The 16,859-nt window shown below is 36.3% G+C and carries 12 protein-coding genes and 1 tRNA gene; 3 read left to right on the top strand and 10 right to left on the bottom strand.

Annotated elements, in window-relative coordinates; genetic code table 11:
• The 4 genes from ACP6L2_RS06755 to ACP6L2_RS06740 form a co-directional block, all read right to left on the bottom strand.
• The gene (locus ACP6L2_RS06755) at positions 1-3,489 is read right to left on the bottom strand and encodes a carboxypeptidase-like regulatory domain-containing protein (protein ID WP_440508500.1); all 3,489 of its coding nucleotides are present in this window, start codon (positions 3,487-3,489) and stop codon (positions 1-3) included.
• Positions 3,490-3,609: 120 nt separating this feature from the next.
• Positions 3,610-4,836, bottom strand: coding sequence for a FecR family protein (locus ACP6L2_RS06750; RefSeq protein WP_440508499.1), 1,227 nt, complete (start codon positions 4,834-4,836; stop codon positions 3,610-3,612).
• Positions 4,837-4,977: 141 nt separating this feature from the next.
• Positions 4,978-5,589 carry an RNA polymerase sigma factor gene (locus ACP6L2_RS06745; RefSeq protein ID WP_440508498.1) on the bottom strand — a complete coding sequence of 204 codons (612 nt, stop codon included), beginning with the start codon at positions 5,587-5,589 and terminating at the stop codon, positions 4,978-4,980.
• 187 nt (positions 5,590-5,776) lie between these two features.
• Positions 5,777-6,793: an acyltransferase gene (locus ACP6L2_RS06740; protein WP_440508497.1), complete on the bottom strand. Its 1,017-nt coding sequence runs from the start codon at positions 6,791-6,793 to the stop codon at positions 5,777-5,779.
• A gap of 283 nt (positions 6,794-7,076) precedes the next feature.
• Between ACP6L2_RS06740 and ACP6L2_RS06735 the strand changes: the two genes are divergently transcribed.
• Complete coding sequence (locus ACP6L2_RS06735; protein ID WP_440508496.1) at positions 7,077-7,661, top strand: hypothetical protein; 585 nt, start codon at positions 7,077-7,079, stop codon at positions 7,659-7,661.
• Positions 7,662-8,175: 514 nt separating this feature from the next.
• Here the strand turns inward: ACP6L2_RS06735 and ACP6L2_RS06730 are convergent.
• A tRNA-Leu gene (locus ACP6L2_RS06730) sits at positions 8,176-8,257 on the bottom strand.
• Positions 8,258-8,586: 329 nt separating this feature from the next.
• On the opposite strand from ACP6L2_RS06730, the gene ACP6L2_RS06725 reads away from it, so the two are divergent.
• Positions 8,587-9,099, top strand: coding sequence for a hypothetical protein (locus ACP6L2_RS06725; RefSeq protein WP_440508495.1), 513 nt, complete (start codon positions 8,587-8,589; stop codon positions 9,097-9,099).
• A gap of 102 nt (positions 9,100-9,201) precedes the next feature.
• Here the strand turns inward: ACP6L2_RS06725 and ACP6L2_RS06720 are convergent, their stop codons facing one another.
• From ACP6L2_RS06720 to ACP6L2_RS06705, 4 genes are all read right to left on the bottom strand, one after another.
• A complete protein-coding gene (locus ACP6L2_RS06720) occupies positions 9,202-12,243 on the bottom strand; it encodes an SbcC/MukB-like Walker B domain-containing protein (RefSeq protein WP_440508494.1) in 3,042 nt (1,013 codons plus the stop codon).
• Positions 12,244-12,246: 3 nt separating this feature from the next.
• Positions 12,247-13,473 (bottom strand): metallophosphoesterase family protein, encoded by a 1,227-nt coding sequence (locus tag ACP6L2_RS06715; protein ID WP_440508493.1) that lies wholly within the window; start codon positions 13,471-13,473, stop codon positions 12,247-12,249.
• Positions 13,474-13,577: 104 nt separating this feature from the next.
• Positions 13,578-13,853, bottom strand: a complete 276-nt coding sequence (locus ACP6L2_RS06710; protein ID WP_440508492.1) for a SelT/SelW/SelH family protein — start codon at positions 13,851-13,853, stop codon at positions 13,578-13,580.
• An 8-nt stretch (positions 13,854-13,861) separates the two neighbouring features.
• Positions 13,862-14,260 (bottom strand): c-type cytochrome, encoded by a 399-nt coding sequence (locus ACP6L2_RS06705; RefSeq protein ID WP_440508491.1) that lies wholly within the window; start codon positions 14,258-14,260, stop codon positions 13,862-13,864.
• Positions 14,261-14,481: 221 nt separating this feature from the next.
• Between ACP6L2_RS06705 and ACP6L2_RS06700 the strand changes: the two genes are divergently transcribed.
• On the top strand, positions 14,482-15,174 hold the full coding sequence (locus ACP6L2_RS06700; RefSeq protein WP_440508490.1) for a prolyl oligopeptidase family serine peptidase: 693 nt from the start codon (positions 14,482-14,484) through the stop codon (positions 15,172-15,174).
• A 1,094-nt stretch (positions 15,175-16,268) separates the two neighbouring features.
• Here the strand turns inward: ACP6L2_RS06700 and ACP6L2_RS06695 are convergent.
• Positions 16,269-16,754, bottom strand: coding sequence for a hypothetical protein (locus ACP6L2_RS06695; RefSeq protein WP_440508489.1), 486 nt, complete (start codon positions 16,752-16,754; stop codon positions 16,269-16,271).
• Between the last annotated feature and the right edge of the window lie 105 nt (positions 16,755-16,859).

Below are 16,859 nucleotides of genomic sequence, written 5' to 3'. Positions count from 1 at the left end.
TTAAAATAGGTTATAGGTGAAACCAAACATCAGTTCGGCACCTCGTTTATAACTTCTATTGATATATTCATTGCCATACCATTTGCCACCGGTATTTGGATTCGCATAAACGGTCTTTATTGCTGGATTAAGAACATTCTTGGCATATCCCTTAAAGACAATTCGTTTATTTATCTTTTGTGTCAACACAAAATCCAACATGCCAAATGGTTGGGTATATAAGTCTGGTTCACCAGTTAAATTGATTTGAATTAATCGTTCTCCTACCATGTTGTATGTTGAGGTTAAATCTGTTCCCCAATTTTTATTGGTATAATTTAACCAGGCATTGATGCTGTAAGGAGCTTGCTCGAAGAGTGGACTGTTTTTAGGTGCATTTCTATCAACAGACCAATTCGCATTTAATCTTTCTTGAGTTTTCTTGATATTACTCTGAGCAATTAATAAGTTGGATCCTAGAAAGAAGTCCCTTGCTGGATCCCAAAAACTACCAAGATTCTTTACTAGTTCCAACTCTAAACCGTATACACGACCTCGGTTTGGATCATTCTGAAATTGAATGATTGGGTATTCTGGGAATTGAGACAAAACACCTTCCGTTCGCATGCTGTATACTTTTACCAATTGATTATCTATCTGTTTGCCAAAGGCAGAAATGGCAATTACTTCTCCTGCATTTGGAAACCATTCCCATCGGAAATCTAAGTTCTTTGTCGATTGATTTCTCAAGGCGTTATTACCTACAACAAGGCCCATTTGGAAAGCATCGAATTCAAACACATTGGTGATTTCCCTTAATTCTGGTCGAGCTAAGGTTGTATTGAAAGCTACCCTAAAGTTCATGTTGTCATGTAGGGTATAGGTCGCGTTTAAGGAATAAAAAGGCTTATAACCTTGCTTATACGCAGAATTCGGATTCTGCGGATTTAAGTTTACCGTTCCATCTGTTTTGGCAGCAAGTAAGGATGGGTCCAAAAACACATTCGAAGTATCTACTGAAGATTGTATATTGGTGTTTTCAAAACGAACACCCCCAGCAAATCTTAAATTCTCGAAGACCTTTAAGTCCATCATACCATAAAAGGCATTAGTCACATAAAATCCACGGTAATTGTTAGGTGATTTCTTAATGTTATATAAAAATCCTCCTACTGGAAAATCACCTTCCCCAACCGCAGATGTTGGAACTTTAATACCGACTACCTCATTACTAACCAGGCGATTTAGGTTTCCATAAACTTCATATAGTGGTTGAGTAGCAAATTGTTGATTGGCTCCTGGGTTTCCTGAAAAGTTAGAACCCGGTAGAAATAATACATTTTCACCAAATTCCCGTTCTCTACTTAAATAATTTCCTCCGACTTTAAATTCCTGTGTTGATCCGAATAAGCGAAATGGTATGGCTAAATCTGCCTTGTAATTGTAATTGACCTCATCTAATTTTCTCCAACGACGACCATTTGGATCGGCTTGGATAATACCATAAGGACCAAATCCATTCACATAACCAGAAGATAAGGCATAATATCGATCTGTATAAGTGTATTCAATTCCTCCACCTAGGTGATGTGATCCAATCCTTGGCATGGCAATAACGCCACCATACCTTGGTTTGTAATCTACCATGTTAACAAAGCGATAATCTGGGTCATTTTGCGATGAGGTTGAACTTGCGAGGTTATAACTAAGTTTTGGTGATAATTCCTTATTAGAAAACTTATGGACACCTTGAACATTAAAAGTATGCAAGGTTCTAAAAGTCTGTTTTAATGAATAAGTAGTACTATTGACTTCCCCTGGAAGACCAGCATAGTAGTATCCTCCGCGAAGATTAGAGGCCGTATTCTCTGCACCCCAACTGCCTAAATATTGAAAACTAATCTCATGAATAGGGCTGAAGCGATAAGCCAGACCCGTCAATGCACCATAATTTAAATTTTCATTTCCTGTATGCTCTTGATAGGTTTGGTATTTACCCATCACGATGTTGTTGGTCGTTGTAAAGTTTGGAATCTTTCGTTGACTGAATATTAAGGGGTTACCAGTAACAACACCTTGGTAAATGCTGTATTGTGTTAAGTCCCCATTATGGATGTTACTTGTCCGACGGTAATAGTTACCACCCAAAATTACTCCTAGCCTGTGTTTTCCAAATAGCTCGTAACTATTACCAAAGGTAGCTGAATACAATTGGTTTAGTGGAGCTCGTTGCGTTTGGGTACTTAAGATTGGATCAAAACCTTGCATCAATGAATTAATTCTTCCCACTTCTTGTCGAACATTGGGATTGTAATTGCTTTGAGCAATCATGTTCTGAATCGTGTTTAGACCATTGGGATATTGGGAAGAGAGATTTAAGAACTCAGATGACAAATTCTTTTTATTAATCCTGGTCCCCATTAGCCCCATATCACTATTCCAAAAGCTATTGTAATTACCACCAACGCCAATATTGGAATTGTATCCACTTTGAGCAATTACCTCAAAGGTCATTTCCGAAGGAATTGATTTCGTTTTTAATTCCACAATACCAGAGGCGGCATCTGCCGGCTTATCTGGTGTTACCGTCTTATAAATCGTGATATTATCTAACAAGGATGCTGGAACCAAGTCCAAAGGAATGGCACTACGATCAGGATCTGATGAAGCCAACCTTACACCATTTAATTGTCCAATAACTGAACGGTCTCCAAGACCACGAATGGCCACGTATTTATCGTCAGTAATAGTTACTCCGGATACTCTTTGTAAGGCTTGTGTAGTTGTTATACTTCCGGTACGCTCAATTTGTTGAGCCGATATCGCATCTTGTACAATAGAGGCTTTCCTTCGTTCTTCTAAGACAGCAATCTCAGTCCGGGTATTTTGACGTGCTTGGACAGTCACCTCCATCAACTTGGTGACCGATGGGTTTAATAAAACTTGAATGTTACTATCGCCCGATTTTACGGACTGTTCCTTGGTTTGGTAGCTCACATTCGTAAATACTAATATGTTATTAGTACCAAGCACGGTAATTTGAAAACTCCCATTAGGAGCTGTTACAGCACCTTGACGTGCACCTTTAATCCTTACTGATACACCTTGAATAGGAGTTTTGTCTTTTGCATCCAAAACAACACCACGGATAATAAACTGTTGTTGGACCACAGAAGAACTTGCTTTTTCATTTATTCTGTTGATAACAATAGTCTGGTTGTTGATGCTGTATTCAATAGGTAAATCAGCAAATGCTCCATCAAGAATCTGTTTTAGGTTTCCACGTTGTTGCTGAACCTTAATTTTAGGAAGATCTTTGAATTGGGTAGCATCAAACAAAAAGTTATAATTACTTTGTTTGCGAATCTGTTTTAAGATATCAGCTACTGAACTTTCCTGTTTGTTGAGGATTAATTCTTGACTAAAACTAGCGGCACTGACCTGCATCAATATACAGGTGAGTAAGACCATGCAAATTTTCATAATGCGCATGATTTGATAAAAATTCATACTTTTGTTTTGTAGTTAATTTTATTAAGAACTCTATGGATAATTTTTCTAGATTTAACTATGATTCTGCGGAAGATGTTGGTAGCATCTTCCGTTTTTGTTAAATGGTTTCGGTTAGTACTATTCTTGCAAAACAATCCTCCTTTCTTTAGCTAAGTATGTCACATGTAGGGTATGTATATTTTTTAAACTCTCTATGATCGTGGAAAGGGAAGCGGACTTAGAAAATACCCCTGTTAATCGAATATGTTGCAAACTCTTAGGATAGGAGATGTCTACTCCATACCATCTTGAAAGCTTCCTTGAAATACTTGATAAGTCTTCCTGTTGGAAATAAAAATCCCCGCTTTTCCATGCTAAAAGCGCATCTAAATCCGCATCTAACAGTTGGAAGTTATTGCCTAATCGTGCTTCTTGACCTGGTTTCAATAATAGGATTTCTGCACTTTCTTTAGCTTTAACCTGTACACTTCCTTCTACTAAGGTGGTACTGGTAAATGGCTCATCTGAATAAGCATTTACATTAAACTTGGTGCCTAATACCTGAATCTCTTGCTTATCAGTTTCGACAATAAAAGGTATTTTTCTTTTCTTCGAATCATGTACCTTTTCAATTTCAAAATAAACTTCCCCCTTCATGCTTATTCGCCTTTCATGTGATGGGAATTTCTGAGGATAACGAATACTGGATGTTGCATTCAGGATAGCTTTTGAACCATCAGGTAGAATAATTTGAAATCGTCCTGCAATAGGGGTGTTAATCGTGTTCAAAGTGGTTAATTGTGCTGATTTAGGAATCAGCGATCTATAAATTATTTCACCAGCTTCATTTTTTTCAATTTTTAAATGTGCATTTGGTAGTAAGATCTCCTCACTTTGCTCTGTAAGGGTGATTTTATCACCATTTGGAAGAATCAATTCTGCTTGATCACTGTTTGGATCAATACGGGTAATTTTATCAAATGTCTCAGGATTGGATGATTCCTGTTGCCAAAAGTTCTTTAAGAATAAAATGGAACTGATTAAGATGAGAGCAGCTGCAATAGAACTAATCCAATTGCTGGTTAGAGAAAATCTTTTTTTGTTTTCTTTATATGGAAGTTTAGGTGGGTATTGAATGAATTCAAGTTTCCTTGATTCAAATAGCTGGTAAAACTTAAGTTTTTCTTCATGGTCATCTTCGGGATCATTAGTTTGTTCTAGCTCTTGCCAAACCTCCCTGATGCAAGCTTCTAAATATGAACTATCCATATCCATGCTGAGGTATAGTTCTACTATTCCTTTTTCATCCCCGTCAGCATTTCCTTTTAGATACCGAATAACTGTTTCCTTTGATGGCTTGACCATTTTTTGTTGTTTTATTCTTAGGCTTTTTTTGCCTTCAAATAGAACAATGCGATTCTCAGTCTCTGCCACTAATGGAAAAGTTAAATTTCACGATTTGTTAATATTGAGCTGTAATACTTAATATTTACTTCATTTTGAACTTTAGGGAAGAAGTGGGAAAATCAAGTCTAAACTTTCACAAGTGGGGTAACAGAGAAAAACTATTAATATGACTTTAGGGAATTCTTTGAGCTCTTCACGGAAAATCTTTAATGCTGCATTCATATGATTTCCGATGGTATTGATGGCTAGTCCGGTTTTTTTGGCAATTTCAAGTTGACTCAATTCTTGTTCTCGGCTCATTTTGAAAATTAGCTTTTGCTGTGGACTTAGCTTCTTTAATGCCTCTTGATATTTGTCTTTAATATCTTTTAGATTGATTTGAAGCTCCTCAGTTGTACCTAATTGATTCAAGTCCATTTGATCCATTGGTTCCAAAACAATGGTCTTTTTTCGTGCATGGGCGATGACCTCTCGCCTTAAAATACCAAATAAATAATCATCCGGCTTCGAGATATCCTTAATCCGATTTTTATTTTGCCATAACTTTAGAAAAGCATTCATAGATAATTCTTCTGCATCTTCTCTGTTTCGCGTCATTTGAAAGGCAAAAGTTCGCATACGATGGTAATAGCGATCCATTATCCCCTTAAAGGCTAATTCATCACCATTTAACCACTGTTTCATGTATAAGTCTATTTCTTTACTTGCCATAGCATTTTAACCATTACTACAAATTTAAACTATCATATAGATTGTTGAATATTATGTTTTAGTTAAATTTTTGTTGTATTATTAGGTTTTGTGGAAAGTTTATAATCTAAAGAGTAGAAAGTAAATCTTAAGATATCAGCTTTTGTGTCTAGAAGGTAAGGAACTTAGATCGTATTATTATCCGAGTTTACCCACTAACATATTTTCCAAAAGGCAATTTTCGGAGGATAAAAGTTATAAGTATGGATACCATTATGGTGCTAATGGTAGCTAATGGAATAACCCATGCAGTACCAACGAAGGTTGAAATAAGTGGATGCAGGAAATTCAAAGGGATGATATGTGCCAAGTAAATCCCAAAACTATATTTGTCGATCAGCAGCACCCATTCAGGGGCTTTATTTTGTTTGCTTATTTCTCTAATCCATACAAATAATGCACCAGCAGCAATAGCCGTAGTTGCAAATACATAATTGTAAAAAAACGTGTTAAGTTTTTTAACATCTGTATTGAGCATTTGAGTCCCTACAGCAGCAATAACTACCATGAAAATGTAGATTAAGGGATAAATTAGCTTCTTGTTTTTAAATTTAAAGTCATATTGGCTCAAATAATACCCTAATACCAAATAACCAATATATCCCGAAAAGAAGGTTAAATCAAACTTAGGCATGACAGCATATAGCGGCTTGCTCATGAAAAACATGGATAATAGCCATAGAACTAGAAAGATTTCAATTTCCCTTCTTGAAGATTGTATTAGTATTTTGCGTAGAAAGGGGAGGGCAAGGTATAATCCAATAATCATATAGAGGTACCATAAGTGTGCATTGGCACCATGCAGAATCTTGTCCTGGCTTATTGACCAAATTTTTTCTGCTGATAGCAATTCAAATTTGGTGAACTTATAGAAATAATAAATTAAATAGATGATTGTCCAAAAGATAAATGGATACAATAACTTTGGAATTCGTTTTTTATAAAATGTCCATGTGCTTTCATCTTTTGGAATCAGCAGGGCACCAGAGATAATAACAAAAATAGGGACGGAACATCTTGTCGCAGCATTTATCCAATTGGCGTAGGTCCAGTCGAAAGCATGGGTATCAATTCGATAAAGAAAACCTGTAGAAGCATGGATCAAGACCACGAATATGGTCGCTATGACTCTTAAATAAACAATGTAGGTGTTCTTTTCTTCCATGCACTTTCCCCCAGTTAATGTTAGTTTTCGAATATAGAATATTTAAAGTAAAAAATTAACGAAAAAAATCAATTGATTTAATCTTCAGAAATCCAATTGAAACTGCTTGTTTTATTATTTAGTTTGAATAATTTTTAGTCTTTAAAAATTAAAATAAGCTCAATTACTTTTGTGTAAAGTATTAGTATCTAATTTGTTTTGGGAGACTTATTTCTTGAATATAGCACTTTCATTTATTAAATATTCTTCTTTAATTTGACCTTTACAAACCATTATTAAAATTGTGAAGAAAGTAATCGAAAATTTCTTACCAAGAATAAAAAAGTTCTCCAAGCGACTCAATGATGAAACTGCTTTGAAGAATCAACAATGGATTTTAATAGATGAAACAGGTCTGACAACAATTACCTATATTTTTAGAGATAAAAATCAACTTTTAATTTCAAAAAATGGAAATGTTGTAATTGGGGCTTGGGAATACCTCACTTCTGATAAGATCCTATTAAATTTCGAAGAAAATACCTATTTATACAGGAATGAATATTTTGATGATAAGTTATTGGCTTTAAAAAAAGATGGGGCAGAAATTTATAGTCTTTTTATTAATGAGGAATTTTTAAATTCTTTTAATAATGATATTGGAAAATTAGAATCATTTATCGTAGAGAGGTATAATAAAATAGAAGAGAATAATCATAATCAAGAAATAAGAAAAATTGTGGCGGAGCCAGAGAAAAACTATATATATGTAGATAATGAAACTTCAGAAACTATAAAATATCTATTTTTTCTTTTTTTGATTGTACTAATTATAATTGGCATTATTTTCTTTATAGAAAAGAATAAATATTTGGGATTCACTTTTTAATTACTTTCAATAAAAAAATCCAAGAGGATATAACTTTCTAAGAGTTATAATAAATAAAAGTTACATCAATTTTTTAGGAACAGCATAGTTGTTCCCTTCAAGAACCTTGTCTTCTCCATACCGCAATATACTCCTAATTGAAATAACAAGTAGCTATTAAAATTGTTAGAAGCTTAATAAACTTATGAATATTCTCCGGTTCCATAAATTGAGCTAAACCATTTGATAAGGAATATAACAGAATCGATAAAAAGATATCCTCCAACAGCAATCAACAATACTCCAAGAACCTTATTAAATTTTCTGTTTTTCTCCCCAATAAGGAAAACCCCAAAAGCTAGAATAAATGGGCTAAGAAATAGGTTAATACCTTCCATAAAAGAGAAATAATAGATTAGCAGAACAATAATAGTGAAATATTAAATAGAATCCATTCTCCCCACCCTAGGTCTTTCTACTAAATACTCCATACTATATACTAAAAAAGCTCGACTATTGTCGAGCTTTTTTCCAGTACCCAGGGCCGGGATCGAACCGGCACGAATTGCTTCATTGGTGTTTGAGACCAACGCGTCTACCAATTCCGCCACCTGGGCGTTTCCGTTTGGAATGATGCAAATATAGTGCTTCTACTTTATTCTCCAAAAAGAATTTTATCCAAGCCACTAAACCAACTGATTTTTAGCCTTTTTATTTTCAACATACTATAATTCCTCCCTACACATAAACATTCCTTAACCATATTTAACATTCCTTGTATTAAACTATTCGGCTCTTTTAAGCTCTTACAAACAAAGCGAATCGTTCTTTTAACATCTTACCTGTAAAGCTTAACAAAAGTTAACCTTAATTAACACAGAGCCCGTTAAACGTGCGATTAAATGTTAGCTCTAATAGATAAAGAGCAACATAAAAATATAACAATATGAAAAAGGTATTCGCCATCGCGGCACTTATAGCAGGAGTAACATTTGCAGCATCAGCGCAAGATAAAAAACCAGAAGTCCGTCAGGAAGTTCAGAAAGAACGTAAAATGAAGGTTGACCATCAAAGGAAAATAAAATCCCCAGAGGAGGTCGCCAAACTGAAAACGGAGCATATGGACAAAGCGTTGAAACTTACAGAGCAGCAAAAACAAGATATCTATAAATTCCATCTTGATAAAGCGAAAAAACTGGAAGTAAAACGTGAAGAGTTGATGAAAGCTCGTGAAGTACATCGCAAAGAAATGCGTGCTGAGCATGAGACTTTAAAGAAACTGTTAACTCCAGAGCAGCAAGAACTGTATAAAAACAAACTTGTTGAAGGCAGAAAGTATAGAGGTGACCGTGAAGGTAGAAGCTTTAAACACAGGGAAATGCGCCATAAACGTATGGATCGTAAAATGCCTGTCGAAAAAGAAGTTAAAGAAACTAATGTAAATAGTTCAAATAGTTAATAAGGTTAGTAATATTAGTTAGTGGTTATATGTTTAATTGAAGAAGGTCCTGCAGTGATGCAAGACCTTTCTTCTTTTATAAACCTTAAAATCTATCGAATGCTAGCTAACCGTTGATTTAACGATAGAACCTCTTTCAGGATCTTTTACCACCGTCACAGAGCTTGGAATACGCTCCTTAAGCTCCTCCACATGCGAGATAATACCTACAACTCGATTCTCTTGGTGCAGGTACTGTAAAGTATCAAATACCGTATTGATGGAATCTGCATCTTGTGTTCCAAATCCTTCATCAATAAAAAAGAAATTCTTATCCGATTTGTTCAGCGATTGTATGTTCTCTGCCAATGCCAAGGCTAAGCATAGAGAAGCCTGAAAACTTTGACCACCAGAAAGCGTCTTAACCGATCGTCTATATCCATTGTTCAAATAATCTATAACCTCAAACTCATTGTTCTCGTTGATGCTTAAACTCAATTGATTCCTGGTTAGGCGGTGAAAGCGATGATTTGCCATCTCGCACATCTGTTGCAAATGAATACTGGAGACATAATTTACAAAACCGTTTCCTTTAAAAAGATTTTCTAAGGTTTTTAAGTTTGCTGCACGATTACTTAATGCCTCAAACTCCTCCAATAACTTCTCTTTCTTGCCAAATTCTACTGAAAGGTGGTTTAATTCCTTTTCCAACCCTCCGGTTAATGCCAACTGCAATTCCAATTCTTCCTTCTTTAATTGGAATAAGGCATTTGTGGTTTCCAATTCTTCTTCACTGTAGGCTTTATTCGCCAAAAACTCTTTTAGAGATGTGATTTGAGAGGCTAGAACCTCCAACCGAACATAATATTGTTGAATATCTTTACGCATTTGCTCTACAGGGAGGGGGCGTTGAATGATCTGCTGAACCTCAATGATATCATTGAACTTGAACTCCTGTAGTAATTTGCTTAATTGCTCTTTTCGAACTTTTAATTGCTGATTATACGTGCTAAGCTGATCGATAGCCGATTGATATTGACCTACCACTTCAGCCAATTTCGTTTTATTACTATTGATTTTTTGATTTAGCGTTAAGTAGTTGCTTTCAACATGAATAACGTGGCTCTCCAAAGTTAACTTTAGCTTTTTGACCTCTTCGATGGATTGATTTGAATAATCTTTCAATTTCAGTAGCTGCAATTCATTGCTGTGTTGTTGGTTTAAGCCCTTGAAAACAGCTATTTCATTACGGATGGTTTCTAATTCTTTCTCGTATTTCTGGATGTTTTCACGAGTTCGATTAAGATCAGAATTTAACTGCTTTATATTGGATTCACGTTCCTGTATTTCCTCCTCGTTTTGCTTTAACTTTTGTTTTTGTGCTTCAAAAGCATTTGGGTCTTCTGCTGAATAACCCTCCCAAACAAACAAGGTTTTATGTTGCTCTACAGCTGATACCAAATTCCCATGTTCTCCCTTAATTTGTACAAGTTGCTGTCCTTTTGAGCGAATACCATGTGTTGCCAGTGTCAGACGTTCTTTTAGCTTTTGAAAATCATTTCGTTTGCTTTCCAATTGCTCACGCAACTCCTTGTTTTTTTGAATTTCCTCTTGTATGTGTGCAGCAACCATCGGTTGTGGATGATCCAATGCACCACATAGGGGGCATGGGTGACCCTTTTGCAATTCACTAGCAAAGCCTCCTAATCTTGCTTGAACTTGAAGATGTGTTTCCTGCTCTCTTTGTTGTTGTAATTGTACATCCAAAAGTTGAAGTTCTTTTCGGATCATATCTTCCCAATTGTCCGGATGGTATCCTTCCTGTCCGAAAATCGCCTCCTCTTTATTTATTTCTTCTGTTGAACGGTCGATTAGACTTTGTTGTTGATTCAGCTGTACAAAAAGTGTTTCCCTTTGCTGATACCATTTTTCCATCGCAAATAACTGCGTGCTATCCACTTTCTCAGCTTTTAACTGCTCTAAGGACGCTTCTGCCTGACTTAATTTTTCAACTAGGTCCTGCTCAGAAAGCTTTGTTCGTTCTACAAATGGACTGCCTTTTAGTAATCTTTGCTCAGAATCTGTAATTTTTCGTTCATTTTCCTTTAGCTGAACCAAAGCTTTATAATCGCTTACCTGAGTCCTGAAATTATTGAGATTAAGGTAGTCCGATTCAATCGCTCGAATTTCTTTTTCTAAATGATCTATTTCTTGCGATTGTCTTTCTTTACTACTTCTTAGGTTTTCAATTTTACGAATCAAAACTTCTCGCTCAGCATTTAAGGATTGTAAACTATTCAATGGTTCCCTAAAAGTATTTGCCGTTTGTTCGTATTTATTCAGTTCCTTTTCCTGCTTCTGTATCCGTTCTTTGCTGGAGAAGAGTTCCTGTTGTTGAGCTTCCTTTTGTTGCAATTCAATGCGTTTGTCCTTAAACTCCTGCATCTGTTGCACCTTGGCTAGTAGTTCCTGATAAGCCTCTCGACTACTTACCAAGTTTTCCTTAGCCTCCTCTAGCTCTTGTTTTTTAAGGGTTAATGCTTCTGCTGAGATACTCTCAAAACCCGATAAAGCACCTCTTAAATTCTCTAATTTTCGGTTATTGCCTACTTGTAAGCTGGAAACCTTAGGGCCAAGATCAAATTTGTTCAGCATAAAGATCTCTTTCATCATTTCTGAACGATCTTTGCCACGTAATTCTAAAAACTCCTTAAATTGACCTTGTGGAATGATGATGGTCCTACGGAAGTTAGGGTAGGAGAGGTTAGTTATCTTCCCGGCATCAGCAGATTCTAAAGGAATCCAAGCTTCATTTTTCCACTCATAAGCTGTGCGTTCAATAACTGTAGTTTCTTCAAAATTCTTCCGTCTTTTCCATTGCGCAACAAACTTGAATTTCCGTTGTTCAAAATTTAAGAATTCAAATTCAATAAGCGCTTGATTAGACTTCAGATTCATCATATTGTAAGCCCGTCTATCCGTTTTATTCAAACGCTCAGTTTCCCCATATAGGGCAAAGCTGATCGCTTCCAATATAGAAGACTTGCCCGAACCTACTGCACCGAAAATACCAAATAAGCCCGCTTCTGTGAGCTTATTGAAATCGATAACTTGTTTATCTTGATAAGAGTATAACCCTTCAATACTTAATAATAATGGCAGCATGTTTTAATCTTCCTTTTCAGTTCTTTCTGCAGATACTTCTTCAAACAATTGCATTAACTCCTCATTGGCTTCTTGACCATATTTCGACTTGAAATAATCCTTAAATAAGTCTTTCATGTCCTGGTCTAGGTTTACTTGTTTTCCTTCAACACTTTCTTGGAGGGCTTTTTTAACAATCGGGATAATATAAATAATTCCATCATGTGCACCATGTAATCGCTTCATATCCTGAGCGCTTAAGAAATTATCACTTTCAATAGTTAACTCCACCAGGCAATTAGGGTTTTCATGTAACCATTGAACTGCTTCATCAATTATTTGAAATCGCTTACGAAATAAGGGACGTCCAGTTTTTAATGGGACAGTATAGCTTTTCGCCAATTGATTGGGTTCAAGGTCAACAATAACGACTTGTTTCTCTTGCCCACTTTCGGAGAATGAATAACATAAAGGACTACTTGGATAAACAACTGGTTTATCAGCATGACCAATTTGATGCATCCGATGTAAATGCCCCAATGCGGTATATTGAATTTGATTTGGAATACTATCCGAATAAATCAAATCTGCATAACCTAGTTTTATAGGTTTTTCACCTTCTGGTTCCTCCAATATTTCTCCACCTCTTTTCAGCATGTATAAATGACTTGTTAGGATGTTAACGCCGTAGCTGTCGCAATATTGCTGCGCTAGGGAGGACCAGTTTTCCCTTAGGACCTCTTGCAGTTGTGCTGATTTATCCTCCAAGCCTAAAAATTGTTTTAAGCGAATTTCATTCGCAAAGGGTGTGACTAAGATTCTTGCAGGATAATAGTATTTGGGTAATTTGATTTCCATAAACCCTTTATCCGCTCGGATCACATCAAATGCTCCTTCCACAGTAATAGGTTTGATTTCCATGTCTGGATAACCAAAAAAGAAGATTCCACATTCCCGGGCTAAGGGGTCTGGTGAATCAATACGGTCCGGTGAATCGTGATTGCCCGCTAAAGCAATAACAGGTCGTTTACCATTATTAGACAGTTTTTTTAATGTTTTATATAGTAATTCTGTAGCCTCTACGGGAGGGTTGAAGGTGTCGTATAAATCGCCAGCAACTATCACCAAGTCTACATTTTCTTGATCAGCAATTTGACAGATTTCCGCCATAACCTCTTTTTGTTCCTCTAATCTGGAAAAGAAGTCCAGCTTTTTGCCTAAATGCCAATCCGCCGTGTGTAATATCCGCATGTATAATAAATTTGTTGGGGTGAGGATTAAAAGTACAGAATTTTCAGCAGCTTCTAGGTTAAGAAATGTGAAACTATCTGCCCATTGGGAACATGTCTGTTGTATTATCGGTCGGAATGACCTAAAGGTTTATCAGGATTTACCAGATTGCGAACCAACTGTTTAAGTTCTTTGATTTCGGGAAATCTTCCTTCACGTTTTCGGTCAAAAATAATTTCCTGATTCAGGTAGATTGTGTAACGACCTGCAATTTCACTTGGCTGCAGACTTACAGCATATAGATCATCAGAAAATGTGGTTAGTAACTCCTGAGCCATATAGGCTGCACGAAGTAACCAACCACACTTTGGACAATATTCAATTTGAATACTGGGCTTCATATCCAGAATTACTTGGTTTTTACCACCGTAAATGCTTCCGTTTTACCATTATGACAGGTGTTACAGCTAATGTTCTTCACCACACCTTCATGTTCATGTTTAAAATGTTTCTTATTGATTTGATTCGTCATTTTAATCATATAACGTGCTACATCTTTTTTCGGATTACTGTCTGAAGCAAAGTCTAAGCCGCGCTCTCCATTGGCTTTTGGTGCATGACAGTGGTTACACTTAACACCAAGGGACATATTAAACCCCTTCATGATTTTGTCTAACTCCTCGTGCGAAATGTTTTTTGGTAATACCTTTAGATTCTTTGGCTTTTCGTCCTGTTGAGCTGTGCTAAATGCTGTTAATCCTACGATTATGGCAAATACAGCCAACAAGGTTTTAATGGAATTCTTCATATATCTCTCGTTTTGAATGGTATGCACAATATACTAAGATTTTAAAAATTGTAATAGAATTGTCATGTAAAAATATAATGTACTTAAGCTTAATATTTTATCTTGAATAATTTGCCCATTAAGGGAGATGTCCTTATCTTGCGACCTTATTTTTAAAGATTTCACAGAAACTGAGCTGGGTTATCTGCTATGCAACAGGCATTTATAAATAAAAATATCCTATGAAAAGAATCACGTTTCTATTAACTATTATATTAAGTTTTACGATGATGTATAGCCAAGCTCAACTGAAAGCTGTACATGTAAAATCTGGATATTCCTATTGGGTAAGGGTTCCAAAGGATGTTAAAAAGAAAGAAAAACTACCTGTAATCGTCTTTTTACATGGCCGCAGTTTATCTGGTCATGACTTGAATCGAGTAAAACGTTATGGGGTATTAAGAGCGATTGAAAGAGGGAAGGATTTAGATGCCATTGTTGTTGCTCCACAAACTTCCAACGGATGGAATCCAGACAAAGTAATTGATGTATTAGACGATGTGTTAAAAGATTATCCTGCTGATGAGCACAGAGTTTATATCTGTGGAATGAGCATGGGTGGATATGGGACCTTAGATGTTGCTGGGAAATATCCCGATAGATTTGCTGCTGCAGTGGCTATTTGTGGTGGTGGAACACTATCCTACGCATGCAATCTTACCCAAGTACCCCTATGGATTCAACATGGAAGTGCGGATCGCGCTGTTCCAGCTTCTGAGTCAAAAAAGATTTACAATGCCATCAAGAAGTGCGATAAAAACGCTGATGCAACCTTAACTATCATTCCCGGTGGAACACATGGCAGTGTAGAAAGCTTATTCCACGGCGAAAAAATCTACGACTTTATGTTTAAGCATAGTAAGCAGGGGGATTGAGACGATCGAAGTTAGACAACAGATGATAGACATCAGATAATAGACGACAGATTTTAGACTTTGGCAGTCATCTTTTTTCTGCTTTAGGGATGGTTATTTTGAATGGAAAGGAGCGGTCGAAGCATGCTTCGACCCTACATTTATGGTGGCTAGGAACAATAAAATCACGATTGTTTGTAGGGGCGATGCATGCATCGCCCGCATAAAATAGAATCAAAATAATCCTTATTGAACTATTGTATTTTAAAAAACCGGGCGGACATTCCGTTCGCTTTCGAACGGGATAAATCCCTTTTCTACAAGCTCTCTCAGTACCGCCCCTACCATACCTATTACCTAGATAGTTTCCTATCCGCCCTATAGCACCTACGCGTAGGGGCAGCACTAAGCGCAGCGGAATGTCTGCCCGGATTGAAAAATAGTATTAGTGGAAATTATTAATTATTAGAAACCGGTCGAAGCATGCTTCGACCTACAGTTATGTTGATTAGGAATAATAAAATCACGATTGTTTGTAGGGGCGATGCATGCATCGCCCGCATAAAATAGAATCAAAATAATCCTTATGGAACTATTGTATTTAAAAAAACCGGGCGGACATTCCGTTCGCTTTCGAACGGGATAAATCCCTTTTCTACAAGCTCTCTCAGTACCGCCCCTACCATACGTATTACCTAGATAGTTTCCTATCCGCCCTATAGCAGCCACGCGTAGGGGCAGCACTAAGCGCAGCGGAATGTCTGCCCGGATTGAAAAAGTCATTTAATATCTCACATCTAACAGCGTAGCGGTCTCATATCTCATATCTAATCCCTATTTCTGTTGTCTTTTGTCTGTATTTTCATCGTCTTTCCTAGGGGTTTGCTAGGGGTTTGCTTCGAGACTCTAACGGATCTCCTTCGGAACTTGTTCGGAACTCCTTCGGATCCTATGAAATTCCCTAAGTGTCTCGAATCAAACCCTAAGTAATATGGAAGGAAATACAGTCTAAATACAATGGAATCTGGTCAGGTATATATAACAAAAAAGGCTATTCCCGAAGAAATAGCCATTATCGATGTTTTTAGAATTTTTGTTGTTGCCTTTAAAGAGTTTTATGAAGGCAAAAGCATCATAAATCCGATAAAAAAGGAAACCGAATATGCTGCGATAATAACAATGCTAGCGATGCCTATAAACTTATAATGGTTTCTTAGGAACTGAAAAGCATTTTCGATTTCTAAATCGTTGTTATATTCGACTGCATAGTTAATTTTTATGCTAAATTGATATAACCACCACATTGGGATGGCACAAATAAGCATTAAACCAACGAAAAAGAACATTGGAAATATCCCAATAATACTAGAAAATGGGTTGTCAACCGCTGGGATGAAACCGATGAAAAAGGCTATGATAAGAAGACAGTATACACCGATTAGGCATAAGGAAATCAAAGAGATTAATTTCGCCCATTTGGCGGCATCGACTAAGTAGCCCAAACTTTTATGATTGAGTTGGAAATTTTCATTGTTGTTGTTAACATGATTGTAAGGTGCATGAGAAGGGTTCGGCTGTTGTTGACTTTCATTATTTTCCATGTTACGCAGGATTAAAAGTTGAAAAAAATTATTGATTTAAGTACAAAACAATAATAATGATAAAACATTTAATTTAGATGAATAATCTGAAAAAATATTGCACAC

It is taken from the genome of Sphingobacterium lactis (assembly GCF_051951495.1).
Classification (GTDB): domain Bacteria; phylum Bacteroidota; class Bacteroidia; order Sphingobacteriales; family Sphingobacteriaceae; genus Sphingobacterium; species Sphingobacterium lactis_A.
This window is presented reverse-complemented; position numbering and strand designations above follow the sequence as displayed.

Excerpts from the sequence above, each read along its gene's own strand:
- ACP6L2_RS06755 (WP_440508500.1), bottom strand. The coding sequence starts at position 3,489 with ATGAATTTTTATCAAATCATGCGCATTATGAAAATTTGCATGGTCTTA.
- ACP6L2_RS06750 (WP_440508499.1), bottom strand. The coding sequence starts at position 4,836 with ATGGTCAAGCCATCAAAGGAAACAGTTATTCGGTATCTAAAAGGAAAT.
- ACP6L2_RS06745 (WP_440508498.1), bottom strand. The coding sequence starts at position 5,589 with ATGGCAAGTAAAGAAATAGACTTATACATGAAACAGTGGTTAAATGGT.
- ACP6L2_RS06740 (WP_440508497.1), bottom strand. The coding sequence starts at position 6,793 with ATGGAAGAAAAGAACACCTACATTGTTTATTTAAGAGTCATAGCGACC.
- ACP6L2_RS06725 (WP_440508495.1), top strand. The coding sequence starts at position 8,587 with ATGAAAAAGGTATTCGCCATCGCGGCACTTATAGCAGGAGTAACATTT.
- ACP6L2_RS06720 (WP_440508494.1), bottom strand. The coding sequence starts at position 12,243 with ATGCTGCCATTATTATTAAGTATTGAAGGGTTATACTCTTATCAAGAT.
- ACP6L2_RS06715 (WP_440508493.1), bottom strand. The coding sequence starts at position 13,473 with ATGCGGATATTACACACGGCGGATTGGCATTTAGGCAAAAAGCTGGAC.
- ACP6L2_RS06710 (WP_440508492.1), bottom strand. The coding sequence starts at position 13,853 with ATGAAGCCCAGTATTCAAATTGAATATTGTCCAAAGTGTGGTTGGTTA.
- ACP6L2_RS06705 (WP_440508491.1), bottom strand. The coding sequence starts at position 14,260 with ATGAAGAATTCCATTAAAACCTTGTTGGCTGTATTTGCCATAATCGTA.
- ACP6L2_RS06700 (WP_440508490.1), top strand. The coding sequence starts at position 14,482 with ATGAAAAGAATCACGTTTCTATTAACTATTATATTAAGTTTTACGATG.
- ACP6L2_RS06695 (WP_440508489.1), bottom strand. The coding sequence starts at position 16,754 with ATGGAAAATAATGAAAGTCAACAACAGCCGAACCCTTCTCATGCACCT.